We start from the raw sequence: 17,864 nt of genomic DNA on the forward strand, positions 1-17,864 counted from the left end.
TTGGCGATGCTCAGACTCGAACTCCACGACATCAGCAAGCAGTACCCGTCGGTGAAGGCGAACGACGGCGTGAACCTGAAGGTCGCGCCCGGCGAGATCCACGCGGTGCTCGGCGAAAACGGCGCCGGCAAGTCCACGCTGATGAAGATCATCTACGGCGCGGTGCGCCCGGACGCCGGCGAAATCCGCTGGAACGGGCAGTCGGTGCTGATCCGCAGCCCGCAAGAGGCCCGCCAGCTGGGCATCAGCATGGTGTTCCAGCATTTCTCGCTGTTCGACACCCTGAGCGCGGCCGAGAACGTCTGGCTCGGCCTGGACAAGGCGGGCTCGCTGGCCGAGGTGAGCCACCGCATCCGCGCCGTCTCCGGCCAATACGGCCTGGAGGTGGACCCCGAGCGGCCGGTGCACACCCTCAGCGTCGGCGAGCGCCAGCGCGTGGAGATCGTGCGCGCGCTGCTGACGAACCCGCAGCTGCTGATCCTCGACGAGCCCACCTCGGTGCTCACGCCGCAGGCGGTCGAGAAGCTGTTCGTCACGCTGCGCCAGCTGGCCGCCGGCGGCTGCTCCATCCTCTACATCAGCCACAAGCTCGACGAGATCCGCACGCTGTGCCACCACTGCACCGTGCTGCGGGGCGGCCGGGTCACCGGCGAGGTCGACCCGTCGCAGGAGAGCAATGCCAGCCTGTCGCGCCTGATGATCGGCGCCGAGCCGCCGCAGCTGGTGCACCGCCCGCCCAAGACCGGGCCGGTGGCGCTGGGCGTGCAGGGCCTGTCGCTGCCGCGCTCGCACCCCTTCGGCACCGACCTGAAGTCGGTCGGCTTCGAGTTGCGTGGTGGCGAGATCCTGGGCGTGGCCGGCGTCTCGGGCAATGGCCAGCAGGAGCTGCTCGCCGCGCTGTCGGGCGAGGACCTGCGCGCGCCGCGCGGCAGCGTGCAGCTGTTTGGCCAGGACATCGCCCGCCATACGCCGCGGCGCCGCCGCGAGGCGGGCCTGCACTTCCTGCCCGAGGAGCGCCTGGGCCGCGGCGCCGTGCCCACCCTCTCGCTGGCCGAGAACACCTTGCTGACCCGCACCGAGAACGTGCGCGGCCCGGCCGGATGGGTACGGGTGGGCGCGGTGCGCGCGCTGGCCCAGCACCTGATCACCCGCTTCAACGTCAAGGCCGGCGGGCCCGATTCGGCGGCCAAGAGCCTGTCGGGCGGCAACCTGCAGAAGTTCCTGGTCGGCCGCGAGATCGACGCGCAGCCGCGGGTGCTGATCGTCGCGCAGCCGACCTGGGGCGTGGACGTGGGCGCCGCCGCACAGATCCGCGGCGAGCTGCTGAAGCTGCGCGACTCGGGTTGCGCGGTGCTGGTGGTCAGCGAGGAGCTGGACGAGTTGCTGGAGCTGAGCGACCGGCTGGTGGTGATCGCGCAGGGCCGGCTGTCGCCGTCCCTCCCCGCCTCGCAGGCCACCGTCGAGCAGCTCGGCGCCTGGATGAGCGGCCTGTGGCCGCAGGAGGGCGCCGATGCGGCGCCGAACGCGGGCAGCGAGCCGTCGTCCCGCCTGGAGAGGTCCCATGCTCAAGCTTGAGGCGCGCCCTCAGCCCTCGAAGCTGATGTCCCTGGCTTCGCCGGTGCTGGCGCTGGCCATCACCGTCGTCATTGGCGTGCTGCTGTTCGCCCTGCTGGGCAAGGAGCCGGCGCGCGGGCTGCAGATGTTCTTCTGGGAGCCGCTCAAGAGCGCCTACGCGCTCAGCGAGCTGGCGCTGAAGGCCACGCCGCTGATCCTCATCGCGCTGGGCCTGGCGCTGTGCTTCCGCTCCAATGTCTGGAACATCGGGGCCGAGGGCCAGTTCATCCTCGGCGCGGTGTTCGCGGGCGGCGTCGCGATGCAGGCGGGGCCCGACACCGGGCGCTGGATCGTGGCTGCCATCCTGCTGGCCGGGGTGCTGGGCGGCGTGCTGTGGGCGGCTGTGGTCGCGCTGCTGCGCGACCGCTTCAACGCCAACGAGATCCTGGTCAGCCTGATGCTGGTCTACGTGGCCGAGATGGTGCTGAGCTACCTGGTCTACGGGCCGTGGAAGGACCCGCAGGGCTACAACTTCCCGCAGACCATCAGCTTCCTCGACGCCACCAAGATCCCGCGCCTGTTCACCGGCCTGCGCACCAACGTGGGCCTGCTGATCGCGCTCGGCATGGTGGGGCTGTTCTGGCTGTTCCTGTTCCGCACCTATGCCGGCTTCCAGCTGCAGGTGGGCGGGCTGGCGCCGCAGGCGGCGCGCTATGCCGGCTTCTCGGCGCGGCGCTCGCTGTGGGTGGCGCTGCTGACCTCGGGCGGCATGGCCGGGCTGGCCGGTGCGCTGGAGGCGGCCGGGCCGCTCGGCCAGCTGACGCCGCACGTGCCGGTGGGCTACGGCTTCGCCGCCATCATCGTGGCTTTTGTCGGGCGGCTGCATCCGGGCGGCATCGTGTTCGCATCGGTGCTGATGAGCATGTTCTACATCGGCGGCGAGCTGGCGCAGTCGCGCCTGGGACTGCCCAAGTCCATCACTGGCGTGTTCCAGGGCCTGTTGCTGTTCTCGCTGCTGGCCTGCGACACGCTGATCCACTACCGGGTGCGCTGGCAGGCCAGCGCCGCGCAGGCCGCCCTGGCCGTGCACGGGCAACCCACGACCGAGAAGAAGGCAGCCTGAGATGGACAGCCAGTCGATTGCGCTGCTGATCGCGGCGTCCATGAACGCGGGCACCGTGCTGGCCATTGCGGGCCTGGGCCTGTTGATCAACGAGCGGGCCGGCATCGTCAACCTCGGCGCCGAAGGCCTGATGCTGGTGGCCGCCATCGCCGGCTTCGCCACTGCGGTGCACACCGGCAGCGACCTGCTGGCCTTCGCGGCCGGGGCGGGCGCCGGCGCCCTGCTGGCCGCCGCCTTTGGCGTGCTGGTGATCTGGTTCAACACCAACCAGTACGCCTCCGGGCTGGCGCTGAGCCTGTTCGGCGCCGGGTTCTCGGCCTTCGTCGGCGTGGGCTACACCCAGGCCAAGCTGAGCCAGCGGCCGCACTTCGAGATCCCGGGGCTGGCCGAGCTGCCCTTCGTCGGGCCGGCGCTGTTCAAGCACCACCCGATGGTGTATCTCGCCATCGTGCTGGCGCTGGGGCTGGCCTGGTTCCTGTACCGCTCGCGCGGGGGGCTGGTGCTGCGGGCCATTGGCGAGTCGCCCGAGTCGGCCCATGCGCTGGGCTACCCGGTGCGCTGGCTGCGACTGCTGGCGGTGGTGGTCGGCGGCGCGCTGTGCGGCGTGGCGGGCGCCTACCTGTCGGTGGTGTATGCGCCGCTGTGGGTCGAGGGCATGGTGGCCGGCAAGGGCTGGATCGCGCTGGCCCTGACCACCTTCGCCACCTGGCGGCCGGCGCGGGTGCTGCTGGGCGCCTACCTGTTCGGCGGCGTCACGATGCTGCAGTTCCACCTGCAGGGGCAGGGCGTCGAGATCGCGAGCCAGCTGCTCACCATGCTGCCCTACCTGGCCACCATCGTGGTGCTGGTGCTCATCTCCCGCAACCCGACCTGGATCCGCATCAACATGCCGGCCTCGCTGGGCAAGCCCTTCCACCCCGGCAGCTGAGCGGCGCGCCGCGGGTGTTTTCGATCTTCAATAAACCGATAATCGCTGCTTTGCTTTCGCGCATCTCCCGGAGAGACGACATGACCGATCAGACGAAACGTTCCCTGCTCAAGCTGGCGGGGCTCAGCTCGCTCGTGGCCACCGCGGCCCTGGTGGGTTGCGGCAAGAAGGAAGAGGCTGCCGCGCCGACCGCCGAGCCCGCCTCCGCCGCGCAGGCACCCGCGGCCGCCACCGAGCCGCTGAAGGTCGCGTTCGCCTACGTCGGCCCGGTGGGCGACGCCGGCTGGACCTTTGCGCACGACCGCGCACGCAAGGAACTGCAGGCCGAGTTCGGCGACAAGATCGCCACCAGCTTCGTCGAGAACGTGCCCGAGGCGGCGGATGCCGAGCGGGTGGTGCGCGACATGGTGGGCCAGGGCAACAAGCTCGTGTTCGGCACCACCTTCGGCTACATGGAGCAGATGCTCAAGGTGGCCGGCGACCACAAGGACGTGAAGTTCGAGCACGCCACCGGCTACAAGACCGCCGAGAACCTGCGCACCTACGACTCGCGCACCTATGAGGGCGCCTACATGGCGGGCGTGATCGCTGGCAAGGTCACCAAGAGCAACACCCTGGGCGTGGTCGCCTCGATCCCCATTCCCGAGGTGATCCGCAACATCAACTCCTTCACCCTCGGCGCGCAGTCGGTCAACCCGGACATCAAGACCAAGGTGGTGTGGGTCAACAAGTGGTTCGACCCGGGCAAGGAAGGCGAGGCGGCGCAGTCGCTCATCAACCAGGGCGCTGACGTGCTGATGCAGAACACCGATTCGTCGGCCGTGCTGCAGACGGCCGAGAAGGCCGGCAAGTTCGGCTTTGGCTGGGACTCCGACATGAGCAGCTACGGCCCCAACGCGCACCTGGGCTCGGCCGTCATCAACTGGACGCCGTACTACCGCAAGGCGATCAACGACGTGCTGAACAACACCTGGAGCACCGGTGCCGCCTGGTGGGGCGTGAAGGAAGGCGCGATCGACCTGGTGAGCGTGTCCGACAAGGTGCCGGCCGAGGCCAAGGCCCAGCTCGAGAAGGTCAAGGCCGGCCTGAAGGACGGCAGCTTCGTGATCTGGAAGGGCCCCATCGCCGACCAGTCCGGCAAGGAGATGCTGGCCAAGGACGCGGTGGCGGACGACAAGTTCCTGCACGGCGTGAACTGGTATGTGAAGGGCGTGGAAGGCAAGCTGCCTTCGGCGCAATAAGCGGCAGCCGACGCTGCGGGCGGCTTCAGGCCGCTGTCGAGACAAGAGCCGCCCGGGCACCCGCCGGGCGGCTTTTTTCTTGGCGCTCGCCCGGTGGCGGCATCGAAGAAGGCCTGTGCCCGTGCCGCACCGTCTTGCTCCCGCGCGGCGCCGGCGGTAGATTGGGCCCGCACTCATGTGCAGTTCTTCACATCGACACGGTTTCGGGAGATGACGGCATGGACATCTTGAAAGCGGGCATGGTGGCGGCGCTGGTAGCGCTGGGTGTACCGGCAGGCGCCGGGGCGGCGGTGGAGGCTCCGCGCTTCCGGGTCGAGCGCATTGCCTTTCCCGACACCGCATCGCCGGTCGACGAGGCCTATGCCGCGGGCCTCAACAACCACGGCGAAGTGATTGGCATCAGCGTGCAGGGCAGTGGCGACCCGATCGCCTTCTCCTGGCGGCAGGGCCAGACCCGGGTGGTGCAGCCGCTGCCAGGGGGCGACCCGGACGGCTTCTCCGGCGCCGTGCAGCTCAGCGGCATCAACGACCAGGGCGTCATCGTCGGGCGGGGCTATTCCGCCGCCCACCAGGCCTTTGTCGGCGTGCGCTGGGACTCGCGGGCCGCCGCACCTGTCGTGCTGCCGCGGCTGGGGGCGGTGGAGGCGGCCGAGGCGATCAACAACCAGGGCGTGGTCGCCGGCATCGACGGCGTCGCCGACCAGCGGCGGGCGGTGCTGTGGCAGGACGGGAATCCGACGCGGCTGGAGCATGTGGCCGACCCGGAGCAGCGCCTGCGCCCGGATCAGCACGACGTGCGCGTGCACGACCTCAACAACCGTGGCCAGGTGGTCGGCGAGGTGAAGGTGCCGGTGCTCGATGCGCAGGGCCAGTGGGTGCCGCGCAGCCAGGCGGTGCTGTGGCAGGACGGCAGCTTCCAGCAGCTGACCAGCACCGTGCAAGGCTGGTATTTCGCCCGCGGCGCGGCGTTGAACGAAGCCGGCCAAGTGGCCGGCACGGCCGTGCAGGAGGGTGGCGACACCACCGAGGAGCATGCCGCGAGCCGTGCGGCGCTGTGGTCGGACGGCGCGATGACACTGCTCGACTCGCTGGCCGGTGCCACCACCGGCCGTGCCCTCGACATCAACGAGGCCGGCTGGGTGGTGGGTGCCAGCGGCCAGCAAGCCGCGCTGTGGATCGATGGCCAGGCGATGTCACTCGTGTCCTTGCTGGAGGGCAACCCGGCGGTGTTCGCCGGCTGGGACCTGCGCCGCGCCACCGATGTCAACGACCGTGGGCAGGTCCTGGTGGAGGCCTGGGTGGGCGGCCGGCAGGAGCTGGTGCTGCTGACGCCGGTGCCCGAGCCTGGCAGCGTGGCACTGACGCTCGGCGGGCTGGGCGCGCTGGCATGGCGCTGGCGGCGGCGGGCAGGCGGCGCCGATGGTAAGGTGCCGCATCGATAGACAGATGGCGGTTGCCCACGATGAACACCTTCCCCCACATCCCCCGCGAGCGCCTGCCGGCCCTGCTCGCCGCCATGCCCAAGGCGGAGCTGCACATCCACATCGAGGGCTCGCTGGAGCCCGAGCTGATCTTCGCGCTGGCCGAGCGCAACCGGGTCAGCCTGGCCTACCCGAGCGTCGAGGCGCTGCGGGCGGCCTATGCCTTCACCGACCTGCAGAGCTTCCTCGACATCTACTACGCCGGCGCCAGCGTGCTGCTGACCGAGGACGACTTCCACGACATGGCCTGGGCCTACCTGCGCAAGGCCGCCGCCGAGAACGTGCTGCACACCGAGATCTTCTTTGATCCCCAGACGCACACCGCGCGCGGCGTGGACATCGGCATCGTGATCCGCGGCCTCAAGCGGGCCACCGTACGGGCGCGGGCGGAGCTGGGGGTGAGCGCCGAGCTGATCCTGTGCTTCCTGCGCCACCTCAGCGAGGACGAGGCGCTGCAGACCCTGGAGCAGGCGCTGCCCTACCGCGAGCACTTCATCGGCGTGGGCCTCGATTCGAGCGAACGCGGCCATCCGCCCGAGAAGTTCGCCCGCGTCTTCGCCCGCTGCCGCGAACTGGGGCTGCACCTGGTGGCCCATGCCGGCGAGGAGGGCCCGCCCGAGTACATCCGCAATGCGCTGGATGTGCTGAAGGTCGAGCGCATCGACCACGGTGTGCGCTGCGTCGAAGACCCGGCACTGGTGCGCCGCCTGGCCCAGGAGCGGGTGCCGCTCACGGTGTGCCCGCTGTCGAACATCAAGCTCCGCGTGTTCGGCGAGATGCACCAGCACAACCTGGGCGAGCTGCTGGCGGCCGGCCTGGTGGCCACCGTCAACTCGGACGACCCCGCCTACTTCGGCGGCTACCTGAACCAGAACTACCTCGAAACCTTCGCTGCGCTGCCACTCGACGCAAGCCATGCCTACACGCTGGCCCGCAACAGCTTCGAGGCGAGCTTCGCCAGCGCCGAGGACAAGGCGCGCTGGATCGAGCGGCTGGACCAGCTGTTCGACGAGTTCCGCTGAGCCGCGGGATACCGCAGCCAAGTGCGCCGGCGCCCTGGCTGCTGCCCCGAGAAGCGGCCGGGGTGGGCGCTTACCGGGCGGGCAGTGGCGCCATGGCGGTGTCGAGCTGGCGGACCCGCCCGCGGTTCAGCTCGACGACGCAGGCCAGGCGGGTGATCTCGCGGGCATTGCCCGCTGCGCCGCCGCGCAGCGAAGCGGCCCAGCCGCACTGTGCTTCGCGGTAGCGCCCGAAGGCCCGGGCTGCGGCTGCCAGCCGGGCGGTGGCGGCTGCGACGTAGCGGGCGTCCTCGTCCCAACGCTGCAGCGCGGCTTGTGCACGAGCTTCGGCCTGCCGCAAGGCGCTGGTGCTGTCGTCGGCCAGCGCGGCCAGGCAGTCGCGCATGCCGGCTTGCGAGTGGTGGCCGCATGCCTGCCGGGTGTCAGGTTCGGCCGCGAGTTCACCGGCCGAAGCCAGGCCATGCAGCAGATACAGCAGGCAGGCCAGGGTGGCCTTCCAGTTCACCGGGAGCATCGTCCGGCTTCCTTTCATTCTTTCTTTCGCTGGTGCTTCCTTGCGCAATGGCGGCGCCGTCCTGCGGGATGGCGGCCAGGGGAGACGCCTGAAGCTCGCCGGCCCGAGCGCTCCGTGGGCGCCGGGCACAAGCCCCAAGCCCCAAGCCCCAAGCCGCGAGCCGCGAGCCGCGAGCCGCGAGCCGCGCGATTGTGCCGATGGCGAGGGGCCGACGCGCTCCCCTTGGCGGGGGGGTGCCGTCTCCCGCCTGCCGCGCGCTGCCTGGCTGAGCCAGGGCAAGGCCCGACGTGCGGAGGGAGACGACACTCCCCGATGCGCGCCGCTTGGGTATCCTGTGGCGTTTCCTTCCCCTGCATCGCTCCGGATCGCCATGTCCCCAGCTCTTCGCCATGTCGCCGCCCGCTTCGGGCTGGCCCTGTCCTGCCTGCTGCCGGCCGCCGCGTTGGCGCAGGGCGCCAAGCCGGTGCCGCTGAAGGTGGGCTTCGTGTTCGTCAGCCCGGTGGGCGAAGCGGGCTGGACCTACCAGCACCAGCTGGGCCGGCTGGAGATGGAGAAGGCGCTGGGCAGCCGCGTCGTGGCCCGCCATGTCGAGGGTGTGGCCGAAGGCCCGGAGTCCGAGCGCGTCATCCGCGACCTGGCCCAGCAGGGCGTGCAGCTGATCTTCACCACCAGCTTCGGCTACATGGAGCCCACGCTGCGCGTGGCGCGCGACTTCCCCGCGGTGAAGTTCGAGCACATGGGCGGCTGGAAGACGGCGCCCAACGTGGCCACCTACAACGCCCGCTTCTACGAGGGCCGCTACCTGGCTGGCCTGGTGGCGGGGCGCATGAGCAAGACCGGCACGGCCGGCTATGTGGCCGGCTTCCCGGTGCCCGAGGTGGTGCAGGGCATCAACGCCTTCGCGCTCGGCATGCGGGCCGCGAACCCCAAGGCCCAGTTGCGCGTGGTGTGGCTGAACAACTGGTTCGACCCCGCGCGGGAACGCGACGCGGCCGTCACGCTGGTCCACCAGGGGGCCGATGTCATCACCCACCACAGTGCGTCCACCGCCGCGGTGCAGGCGGCCGAGGAGCAGGGCGTGATGAGCATTCCCTACCACAGCGACATGCGGTCGCTGGCACCCAAGGGCCAGCTGACCGCCGTCACGCACCACTGGGGCCGCTTCTACACCGGGGTGGCGCAGTCGGTGCTCGACGGCCGCTGGAGCGCCTCGCCGGCCTGGGGCGGGCTGAAGGACGGCATGGTGCAGCTGGCGCCTTTCCATCCGCGCGTGCCACCGGACGTGGTGGCGCTGGTGCGCGCCCGCGGGCAGGCCATCGCGTCGGGCGTCTTCCACCCCTTCTCGGGCCGCATCGTCGACAACGAAGGGCGGCAGCGCCTGGCCGGCGGCGAGATGGACGAGGCCGCGATCTCGGCCATGGATTACTACGTCGAAGGCGTGGTCGGCGCCTTCCCCAAGCGCTGAGCGCCGCAGGCACGGCCGCAACGTGCGACGGCGGCCTTCACGCGGCCGCCTGGAACAGCAGGCAGAGGTTGTTGGCCGGCATCGGGCGCTGCTGCACCAGTGCCAGCCGGTGGGCGAGCGCCGCCTGCCGCACTTCGCCCAGGTCGCGCACGCCCCAGGCCGGATCACGCTGGCGCAGCTCGGTGTCGAAGGCGGCATTGCTGGGCGCAGTGTGCTGGCCGTCGATGCGGTAGGGGCCGTACAGCACCAGCCGGCCGCCGGCCTGCAGGTGGGCGGCCGCACCGCGCAGCAGGCCCAGGCAGGCGGCCCACGGAGCGATGTGGATCATGTTGGCGCAGTACAGCAGGTCGTAGCGGGGCAGGCCCCAGTCGCTCGCGGTCACGTCGAGCTGGCGTGGCGGCAGCACCCCGGGCAGGCCTTCGGTCCAGCTGGCGATGGAGGGCAGGGCGGCCGGGTCGAAGTCGGTCGGCTGCCAGGTCCATCCCGGCAGGGCCGCCGCGAAGCAGGCCACATGCTGGCCGGTGCCACTGGCCACCTCCAGCGCGCTGCCGCCGGCCGGCGGCAGCCATTCCTGCAGCACGCTCAGGATGGGGCCCGCATTGCGCTCGGCGGCGGGGCTGTGGCGGCGGGCATCGGGCATCGGCATGCCGGCATTGTGCAAGACGCGGCGCCTGCCCCGGGGCGGTGGCCCGCGGCGGCGCCGCCGCCGCTATCACGCTGCCTGCAGTGCCCGGGCGAGTGCCGCGGCCTGCGGGCCGAAGGCATAGGCGTCCATGCCCAGCACGCCAAACGTCACGCCCTCGTGCAGGCGCACTGGCGCATGGTTGCGGCCACCGGCACCGGCCGGTGGGTAGAAGGGCAGCCAGTGCTCGTCGGTCGGGTGCATCAGCGCTGCATGGGGTGCCTGCCGGCGGTAGTCGAACAGCGCCGCCCAGTCGCAGGCGGCTGAACGCTCCAGCACCCAGCGGCGGAAGGCGGCCGATTCCGGCCGCTCCGGCACGCCTTCGACCGGCCCGCCGAACGACAGCAGGCGCAGGTTGTGGGTGATGCTGCCGGTGCCGAGCAGCAGGACGCCATCGTCGCCCAGCGGTGCCAGCGCCGCGCCGATGGCGAACTGCTCGGCCGGTGTGGCGTGTGGCATCAGCGACAGCGGCAGCACCGGCACGTCGGGTTCGGGCCACAGGTGCATCAGCGCGGTCCAGATGCCGTGGTCCAGCCCGCCCTCGGGCCGCACTTGCACGCTGATGCCGGCCGCCTGCAGCAGGCCGGCCGCCTGGGCGGCAAGGGCCGGCGCCCCGGGCGCGTCATAGCGCAGCGCGTACAGCGGTGGCGGGAAGCCGCCGAAATCGTGCACCGTCTCATGCTGCGCAGCGCCGAGCAGTACCGGCTGCCGGGTTGCGGTATGCGCCGAGATGGCGAGGACCGCCCGCGGGCGGCCGAACTGACGGTCGAGGGCCTGGCCCAGGCGGCCGAAGAAGGCACCGGTGGCGCCCGGCTCCAGCGCGATCATGGGCGAGCCGTGCGAGACGAACAGGGGTGGCAGGGAGGTGGCGGTCTTCATGCAGCCATTGCAGCACCGGGCAGACGGTGGTCCGTTGCGATGGCTTGAACACAGCGTTCAAATGGCTCGCCGGCCGCGCCGCAGTCCGCGCCGGGCAATCCCCTGCCGTTTGGCAGCCGTTGTCGCATGCGCTACTGTTCGCGGCTTGCCCGTGCCGACCGTCTGCCCATTCACCATGTTCCACGCCAACACCTTCCTGCTCGCCTGGCGCCAGACCGTGCGCGACTTCCGCAGCGGCGAACTGCGCCTGCTCATCGTGGCAGTGATGCTCGCGGTGGCCGCGTTGACGGCGGTCGGCTTCTTCGCCGACCGACTCAAGATCGGGCTGGCGCGCGATGCCCGCCAGCTGCTCGGTGGCGATGTCATCCTGGCCACCGATACGCCGACGCCGGCCGGGTTCGTGGAACGCGCCCGTGCCCTCGGGCTGGCCACCGCCACCACCGTGTCCTTCCCCAGCATGGCACGCGCCGACGAGGCGCAGGGAGGCGCCAGCCGCCTGGTGTCGGTCAAGGCGGTCAGCCCCGGCTACCCGCTGCGCGGGGCCCTGCAGGTCAGCCGCGACCTCGAGCAGCCGGGGCACCCCGTGCGTGACATTCCGCCGCGCGGCAGCGTGTGGGTGGACCCGGGCCTGCTCGAAGCGCTGCAGCTGAAGGTGGGCGATGCGCTGCTGCTCGGTGATGCCCGCCTGCGCATCGACCGCATCCTCACGCTGGAGCCTGACCGCGGCGCCGGCTTCCTCGGCTTCTCGCCCCGGGTCCTGCTGCAGGAGGCCGACCTGCCGGCCACCGGCCTGATCCAGCCGGCCAGCCGGGTGACCTATCGCCTGGCGGTGGCCGCCGCCGATGGCCGCGATGCCGACGCGCAGGCCTACACCCGCTGGGCCGAAGCCGAGATCGCCGCCACCAGGTTGCGCGGCGCCCGGGTGGAGTCACTCGAGTCCGGCCGCCCCGAAATGCGCCAGACGCTCGACCGGGCCGAGAAATTCCTCAACCTGGTGGCGCTGCTGGCGGCCCTGCTGGCCGCGGTGGCGGTGGCCATCGCCTCGCGCGACTTCGCCAGCCGCCACCTGGACGACTGCGCGATGCTGCGGGTGCTGGGCCAGTCGCAGCGCACCATCGCCCTCAGCTACGCCCTGGAGTTCGCCGCGGTGGGCCTGCTGGCGAGTGGATTGGGGGTGGCGCTCGGCTTCGCGGTCCACCATGCGTTCGTGGTTCTGCTGGCCGGCCTGGTCGAGACGGCCCTGCCGGCGGCCAGCGCCTGGCCGGCGCTGTTCGGCCTGGGCGTCGGGCTGACCCTGTTGTTCGGCTTCGGCCTGCCGCCGGTGCTGCAGCTGGCGCGGGTGCCGCCGCTGCGGGTGATCCGGCGCGATGTCGGCGAACTGAAGCCGGCTTCGCTGCTGGTGCTGGCTGCCGGGGCGCTCGGCTTCGCCGGCTTGCTGCTGGCCGTTTCGTCCGACCTGCAGCTGGGCCTGATCGCGGTGGGCGGCTTCGCTGCGGCGGTGCTGGTCTTCGCGCTGCTGGCCTGGCTGGCGGTGCATGTACTGCGCCGCGCGGTGCCCGAGGCGGGAGCACCTCGCTGGCTGGTGCTGGCCACCCGCCAGGTGTGCGCCCGCCCCGGCTTCGCGGTGCTGCAGGTCTCGGCCCTGGCGGTCGGCCTGCTGGCCCTGGTGCTGCTCGTGCTGCTGCGTACCGACCTGATCGGCAGCTGGCGCGCTGCCACGCCGCCCGATGCGCCGAACCGGTTCGTCATCAACATCCAGCCCGAGCAGGGCGCCGACTTCCAGCAGGCGCTGCGCCAGGCTGGCGTGCAGCGCTACGACTGGTACCCGATGATCCGTGGCCGGCTGGTGGCCATCAACGGCCGCGAGGTCGGCGCGGGCGACTATGCCGAGGCGCGTGCCAAGCGCCTGGTGGACCGCGAGTTCAACCTCAGCCATGCGGCGGAGATGCCGGCCCACAACCAGCTGGCCGCCGGCCGCTGGGTGCCGGATGAAGCGGATGGCCTGAGCGTGGAGGTCGGCCTGGCCGAGACGCTGGGCCTGAAGCTGGGCGATCGCCTGCGCTTCGACATCGCCGGCCTGGCCAGCGAAGGCCGCATCACCAGCCTGCGCAAGGTCGACTGGGCCTCGATGCGGGTGAACTTCTTCGTGATGTTCCCCACCGCCCGCATGGCCGACGTGCCGACCACCTACATCGCCGCCTTCAAGGCGCCCGCCGGTGCCGGCTTCGACAACCGGTTGAGCCGCGATTTCCCCAACATCACCAGCATCGATGTGTCGGCCTCGCTGGGCCAGGTGCAACGGGTGCTGGACCAGGTGATCCGCGCGGTGGAGTTCCTCTTCGGCTTCACCCTCGCTGCCGGGCTGGTGGTGCTGTTTGCTGCCGTGGTGGCCACCCGGGAGCAGCGCTCGCGCGAATTCGCGATCATGCGGGCGATGGGAGCCGGCCGCGCGCTGCTGGTGCAGGTGCAGCGCGCCGAGCTGCTCGGCGTCGGTGCCCTGGCGGGGCTGCTGGCGTCGCTGGCTGCAGCGGCAGTGGGCTGGGCGCTGGCGCGTTACGTCTTTGACTTCAGCTGGAACGCCGCGCTGTGGGTGCCGCTGGCCGGTGCGCTGTCCGGTGCGCTGCTGGCGCTCGCCGCCGGCTGGTGGGGGCTGCGCGAGGTGCTGCGCCGCCCGGTGGTGGAGACTTTGCGAAAAGCTGCCGCCTGAACCCGGCCTGACTGAAAAATTTGCCGCTTCGCCCTTCAGTTTCCCGGAGGGTCTTCCGATAAGCAGCGAACAAGGGGGCGGAGGCGGCCTTTTTCGCCGCCGTGCCACCCCCGGGCCCGCTGATAGACTCAGCCCACCTTTTCCCTGACTGCACTGTGGATTTCCCGCCTGCTTCTTCTGTGGTGAACCTGGACGAGCTGATGCTCGAACAGGCGCTGACGCTGCTGCAGCAGGGGGGCTACCCGCTGCCGCACCGCGACGACGGGCCGCTGGCGGCCTGGTTGCAGGCCGTGCTCGACGGCCTGTGCGACATGTCGCTGCGCGACGCACTCACCGGGCTGACCAACCGGCGCCATTTCCGCGCGGTGCTGGAGCGCGAGATCGACCGCGTCGCCCGCACCGGCGAATCGGCACTGCTGCTGATCATCGACATCGACCATTTCAAGCGCATCAACGACACGCACGGCCACGAGTCCGGCGACCAGGTGATCCAGGCCGTCGGCCGCCGGCTGAGCGAATGCGTGCGGCCGATGGACACGGTGGCCCGCTACGGCGGCGAGGAGTTCTCGATCGTGCTGCCCAACTGCCAGCCGACCTTCGGCCAGGCGGTGGCCGAGCGCATGCGCTCGGCCATCGAGGGCCGTCCGGTCAAGCTGACCTCGGGCTTCGAGGCACACATCACCGCCAGCGTCGGTGGCGCCTATGCGCCACAGTGGGTGCGCTCTTCGGTGTCGCTGTGGATGGAGCGTGCCGACCTGCAGCTGTATTGCGCCAAGAGCGAGGGCCGCAACCGCGTCTGCCTGGAGCAGGCCGCCATCAGCAGCGTGAGCGCCGAAGAAAAGAGCATGCTGTTTGGGGTCACCACCTCCGGCGAGATGCAGGAGGAACCGAGCGATGAATGAACCTATGAACGCCCGCTCAGCATCCACCGGCTCGGACGGCGGCAAGAAGGCCTGGGTGGTGGCGATCACCAGCGGCAAGGGTGGCGTCGGCAAGACCTTCGTCTCGGCCAACCTGGCCGCGGGCCTGGCCAAGCGCGGGCACAAGGTGCTGGTGCTGGATGCCGACCTGGGCCTGGCCAACCTCGACGTGGTGCTGAACCTCTTCCCCAAGATCACGCTGCACGACGTCTTCACCGGCAAGGCCTCGCTCGATGAAGCGGTGCTGGCCGCGCCGGGCGGCTTCTCGGTGCTGCTGGCCGGCTCCGGGCTGGTGGAGTACTCACGCCTCACGCCCGAGGTGCGCGACAAGTTCCAGTCCGTCATCGCAACCTTGGTGCCGCGCTACGACTATGTGCTGCTCGACACTGGCGCCGGCATCTCCGACGTGGTGCTGTATGCGGTGTCGCTGGCTGACGAAGTGGCGGTGGTGGCGACGCCGGAGCCCACCTCGCTGACCGACGCCTATGCCACCATCAAGGTGCTGGCCACCCAGCAGCGCCGCCGCATGCTGCGCCTGGTGATCAACCAAGTGGCGCGCCCGGGTGACGGCAAGGCCATCGCGCAGCAGCTGCAGAACGTGGTGGACCGGTTCGTCTCCACACCGGGTGGCGACCCGGTGCGGCTCTCGCACCTGGGCGACATTCCGCTCGATCCGTCGGTGCGCGAGGCGGTGCAGCGCCGCCAGCTCTTGCTGGAGCTGTTGCCCGGCTCGGCGGCCGCGCAGGGCGTGAAGGCCATCGCCGCAAAGATCGACACGCCGAGCGACCGGCCCTGAGGCCGGGCAGCCAGCCGCCGCCTCCCCCGTTGCGGGCGATGGCGGCGCCGCCGCGCCTTCCTACAATGGCGCCGTCTGTTTCTCAGGGAGGTTCCATGGACGTTCCGCATGACCTGGCCACGCGCCTGCACCGCAACCGGCTGACCCGGCGCGATACCTTGTGGCTGTTCGGCGCCAGCACGGCCGGCGTGGCCCTGCTGCAGGGCTGCGCCACCTCGCCGGTGACGGGCCAGAGCATCGTTGTCGGCCTCAGCGAGGCGCAGGAGCGCCAGATCGACGAGCAGCAGGCGCCGCACCAGTTCTCGCAAGACCTCGGCTCGGTGCAGGACGGTGGGGTCAACCGCTATGTGGCCGACGTCGGCCAGCGCCTGCACCAGCAGTCGCACCGGCAGCAGATGCCGTATTCCTACCGCGTGCTGAACGCCAACTATGTGAACGCCTACACCTTCCCGGCCGGGGCGGTGGGCGTGACCCGCGGCATCATGTCGGAGCTGCACGACGAGTCCGAGCTGGCCGCGCTGCTGGGCCACGAGCTCGGCCACGTCAACGCCCGCCATGCCGCGCAACGCCAGGGCCAGGCGATGGTGGCGCAGGCGGTGGTGACGGGCCTGAACGTGGCGGTGTCCAGCTCGCAATGGGGCGCGCTCGCCGGCCTGGGCAGCCAGATCGGCGCCAGCGCGCTGCTGTCGAGCTACTCGCGCGACAACGAACGCGAGGCCGACGCGCTGGGGCAGGAGTACATGACCCGGGCCGGCTACCCGGCCACCGGCATGACGCAGTTGCACCAGATCCTGGTCGACCAGCAGAAGGAAACCCCCAGCCTGCTGGAGACGATGTTCTCCTCCCACCCGATGAGCACCGAGCGGCGCGACACCGCCCAGCGCCTGGCCGAGACCCGCTACGGCGCGACCAAGGGCGCGCCCGCCGGCCGTGAGCGCTTCATGGACCACACCGCCGGCCTGCGGCGCATCAAGCCCACCATCGACGCCTGCAAGAACGGCGAGACGGCCATGGCCAAGAAGGCGCATGGCGACGCGCAGGCGCAGTTCGCCAGCGCCCTCAAGCGCACCCCGCAGGACTACGCTGCCAACCTGCGCATGGCGCAGTGCCTGCAGGCGCAGGGCAATACCCAGGAGGCGCGCCGCTATGCCGACGCGGCCAAGACCGTGTACCCCCAGGAGGCGCAGGCCCGCAAGCTGGCCGGCGTGCTGGCGCTCGGTGCGCGCCAGCCCGAGCGGGCGTACGAGGACCTGGACGCCTTCGACCGGCTGCTGCCGGGGGACCCGGGCGTGACCTTCCTGAAGGGCGTGTCGCTCGAGGGGATGGGCGACAAGGCGCGCGCCGCGCGCCAGTACAACAGCTACCTGCGCATGACGCAGCGTGGCGACGCCGCCAGCTATTCGGCCAACCGGCTGAAGGCCTGGGGCTACCTGAAGTAGTGAGATGTCCTTGGAAGATGTGAACGACCGCGGCGAGCCGGCCGTCTCGGCTTTCGACCTGCTGGGCGGCGAGCCCAAGGTGCGCGAGCTGGTGGACCGGTTCTACGACCTGATGGAGCTGGAGCCGGCCTGGGCCGAGCTGCGCGCGCTGCATCCCACCACGCTCGAGGGCTCGCGCGACAAGCTGCACTGGTTCCTGTGCGGCTGGCTCGGCGGGCCGCAGCACTACATCGAGCGCTTCGGCCATCCGCGCCTGCGAGCGCGGCACCTGCCGTTCGCCATCGGCATCAAGGAGCGCGACCAGTGGATGGCCTGCATGGAGCAGGCCATGCGCGAAGTGGGCATGGACCCCGCCTTCGCCGAGCGGCTGAAGGCGTCGTTCTTCAATACCGCGGACTGGATGCGCAACAAGGGCGTGTGAGGGGCGGCTGCCGCCTTCGCCTCACTCCGGATGCCGCGCCCGCGGCGGCTCGGTGCTCGGGCGCAGCAGCACCACCAGCGCGCCGTTGCCGCCTTCGGACGCGCGCGCCTGCACGAAGGCGATGACGTCGTTCTTCTGCACCAGCCAGCTGCGCACTTTCGCCTTGAGCACCGGCTCGCGGCCGGGCGAGCCGTTGCCCTTGCCGTGGATCACGCGCACGCAGCGCACGCCGTGGCGCACCGCCTCGCGCAGGAACTCGGCCAGCTGCTCGCGCGCCTCGTCGCGGCGCAGGCCATGCAGGTCGATCTCGCGCTGGATGACCCACTCGCCGCGGCGCAGCCGCTTGACCACCTCGAAGCTGATGCCGGGCCGGCGGAAGGACAGCGCGGCATCGGTCTCCAGCAGCGATTCGACGTCGAATTCGTCGGAGATGGCTTCGCGCAGCACCTCCTGCTCGTCGAGCCGGCGCTGGAAGGGCACCGGCTCCGGCAGCGGGCGGCGGATCTCGGCCAGGCCGCGTTCCTTCAGTGCGGTGATGCGGCCGACGCTGCGCACGAACAGCTCGCGCTCGCGGCGGGCGCGCTCCTCGGCGGCGCGGCGCTCGGCCTCGCGTTGCTGCGCCTCGCGGGCTTGTTCCTGCAGCAACTTCCTGACGGCGCCCAACTCGGCAAAGCTCTTGGCCTTCATGCCTCCCA

16 protein-coding genes are annotated in these 17,864 nt (G+C 70.9%); 12 read left to right on the plus strand and 4 right to left on the minus strand.

Going from position 1 to position 17,864, the window contains the following annotated elements; genetic code table 11:
- Positions 1-6 precede the first annotated feature (6 nt).
- From N7L95_RS21075 to N7L95_RS21100, 6 genes are all read left to right on the plus strand, one after another.
- Complete coding sequence (locus N7L95_RS21075; protein ID WP_301257207.1) at positions 7-1,575, plus strand: ABC transporter ATP-binding protein; 1,569 nt, start codon at positions 7-9, stop codon at positions 1,573-1,575.
- Positions 1,562-2,677 carry an ABC transporter permease gene (locus N7L95_RS21080; RefSeq protein WP_301257208.1) on the plus strand — a complete coding sequence of 372 codons (1,116 nt, stop codon included), beginning with the start codon at positions 1,562-1,564 and terminating at the stop codon, positions 2,675-2,677. The genes N7L95_RS21075 and N7L95_RS21080 overlap by 14 nt, the downstream gene beginning before the upstream one ends.
- A 1-nt stretch (position 2,678) precedes the next feature.
- Positions 2,679-3,605: an ABC transporter permease gene (locus N7L95_RS21085; protein ID WP_301257209.1), complete on the plus strand. Its 927-nt coding sequence runs from the start codon at positions 2,679-2,681 to the stop codon at positions 3,603-3,605.
- A gap of 80 nt (positions 3,606-3,685) precedes the next feature.
- The gene (locus N7L95_RS21090) at positions 3,686-4,846 is read left to right on the plus strand and encodes a BMP family ABC transporter substrate-binding protein (RefSeq protein ID WP_301257210.1); all 1,161 of its coding nucleotides are present in this window, start codon (positions 3,686-3,688) and stop codon (positions 4,844-4,846) included.
- Positions 4,847-5,064: 218 nt separating this feature from the next.
- The gene (locus tag N7L95_RS21095) at positions 5,065-6,288 is read left to right on the plus strand and encodes a PEP-CTERM sorting domain-containing protein (protein ID WP_301257211.1); all 1,224 of its coding nucleotides are present in this window, start codon (positions 5,065-5,067) and stop codon (positions 6,286-6,288) included.
- Positions 6,289-6,308: 20 nt separating this feature from the next.
- Positions 6,309-7,349 (plus strand): adenosine deaminase, encoded by a 1,041-nt coding sequence (locus tag N7L95_RS21100; protein WP_301257212.1) that lies wholly within the window; start codon positions 6,309-6,311, stop codon positions 7,347-7,349.
- 70 nt (positions 7,350-7,419) lie between these two features.
- Here N7L95_RS21100 and N7L95_RS21105 read toward each other — a convergent pair whose 3' ends face one another.
- Complete coding sequence (locus N7L95_RS21105) at positions 7,420-7,860, minus strand: lysozyme inhibitor LprI family protein (RefSeq protein ID WP_301257213.1); 441 nt, start codon at positions 7,858-7,860, stop codon at positions 7,420-7,422.
- A 370-nt stretch (positions 7,861-8,230) separates the two neighbouring features.
- Here N7L95_RS21105 and N7L95_RS21110 point away from each other — a divergent pair, with 370 nt between their 5' ends.
- Positions 8,231-9,325, plus strand: a complete 1,095-nt coding sequence (locus N7L95_RS21110; RefSeq protein WP_301257214.1) for a BMP family ABC transporter substrate-binding protein — start codon at positions 8,231-8,233, stop codon at positions 9,323-9,325.
- Positions 9,326-9,362: 37 nt separating this feature from the next.
- Here the strand turns inward: N7L95_RS21110 and N7L95_RS21115 are convergent, their stop codons facing one another.
- Both N7L95_RS21115 and N7L95_RS21120 read right to left on the minus strand, forming a co-directional pair.
- Positions 9,363-9,971 (minus strand): DUF938 domain-containing protein, encoded by a 609-nt coding sequence (locus tag N7L95_RS21115; RefSeq protein ID WP_301257215.1) that lies wholly within the window; start codon positions 9,969-9,971, stop codon positions 9,363-9,365.
- A 66-nt stretch (positions 9,972-10,037) separates the two neighbouring features.
- Positions 10,038-10,886, minus strand: a complete 849-nt coding sequence (locus tag N7L95_RS21120; protein WP_301257216.1) for a dioxygenase family protein — start codon at positions 10,884-10,886, stop codon at positions 10,038-10,040.
- 175 nt (positions 10,887-11,061) lie between these two features.
- On the opposite strand from N7L95_RS21120, the gene N7L95_RS21125 reads away from it, so the two are divergent.
- The 5 genes from N7L95_RS21125 (at position 11,062) to N7L95_RS21145 (ending at position 17,169) form a co-directional block, all read left to right on the plus strand.
- Positions 11,062-13,593 carry an ABC transporter permease gene (locus tag N7L95_RS21125; protein WP_301257217.1) on the plus strand — a complete coding sequence of 844 codons (2,532 nt, stop codon included), beginning with the start codon at positions 11,062-11,064 and terminating at the stop codon, positions 13,591-13,593.
- A 182-nt stretch (positions 13,594-13,775) separates the two neighbouring features.
- Positions 13,776-14,495 (plus strand): GGDEF domain-containing protein, encoded by a 720-nt coding sequence (locus N7L95_RS21130; RefSeq protein ID WP_301257218.1) that lies wholly within the window; start codon positions 13,776-13,778, stop codon positions 14,493-14,495.
- Positions 14,496-14,499: 4 nt separating this feature from the next.
- A complete protein-coding gene (locus N7L95_RS21135; RefSeq protein WP_301257219.1) occupies positions 14,500-15,309 on the plus strand; it encodes a MinD/ParA family protein in 810 nt (269 codons plus the stop codon).
- A 95-nt stretch (positions 15,310-15,404) separates the two neighbouring features.
- Positions 15,405-16,748 carry a M48 family metalloprotease gene (locus N7L95_RS21140; RefSeq protein ID WP_301257220.1) on the plus strand — a complete coding sequence of 448 codons (1,344 nt, stop codon included), beginning with the start codon at positions 15,405-15,407 and terminating at the stop codon, positions 16,746-16,748.
- A gap of 10 nt (positions 16,749-16,758) precedes the next feature.
- On the plus strand, positions 16,759-17,169 hold the full coding sequence (locus N7L95_RS21145) for a group II truncated hemoglobin (RefSeq protein WP_494516330.1): 411 nt from the start codon (positions 16,759-16,761) through the stop codon (positions 17,167-17,169).
- 21 nt (positions 17,170-17,190) lie between these two features.
- On the opposite strand, the gene N7L95_RS21150 is transcribed toward N7L95_RS21145, so the two are convergent.
- Positions 17,191-17,856, minus strand: coding sequence for a Smr/MutS family protein (locus N7L95_RS21150; protein ID WP_301257222.1), 666 nt, complete (start codon positions 17,854-17,856; stop codon positions 17,191-17,193).
- Positions 17,857-17,864 lie beyond the last annotated feature (8 nt).

The organism is Eleftheria terrae (genome assembly GCF_030419005.1).
Classification (GTDB): Bacteria; Pseudomonadota; Gammaproteobacteria; order Burkholderiales; family Burkholderiaceae_C; genus Caldimonas; species Caldimonas terrae.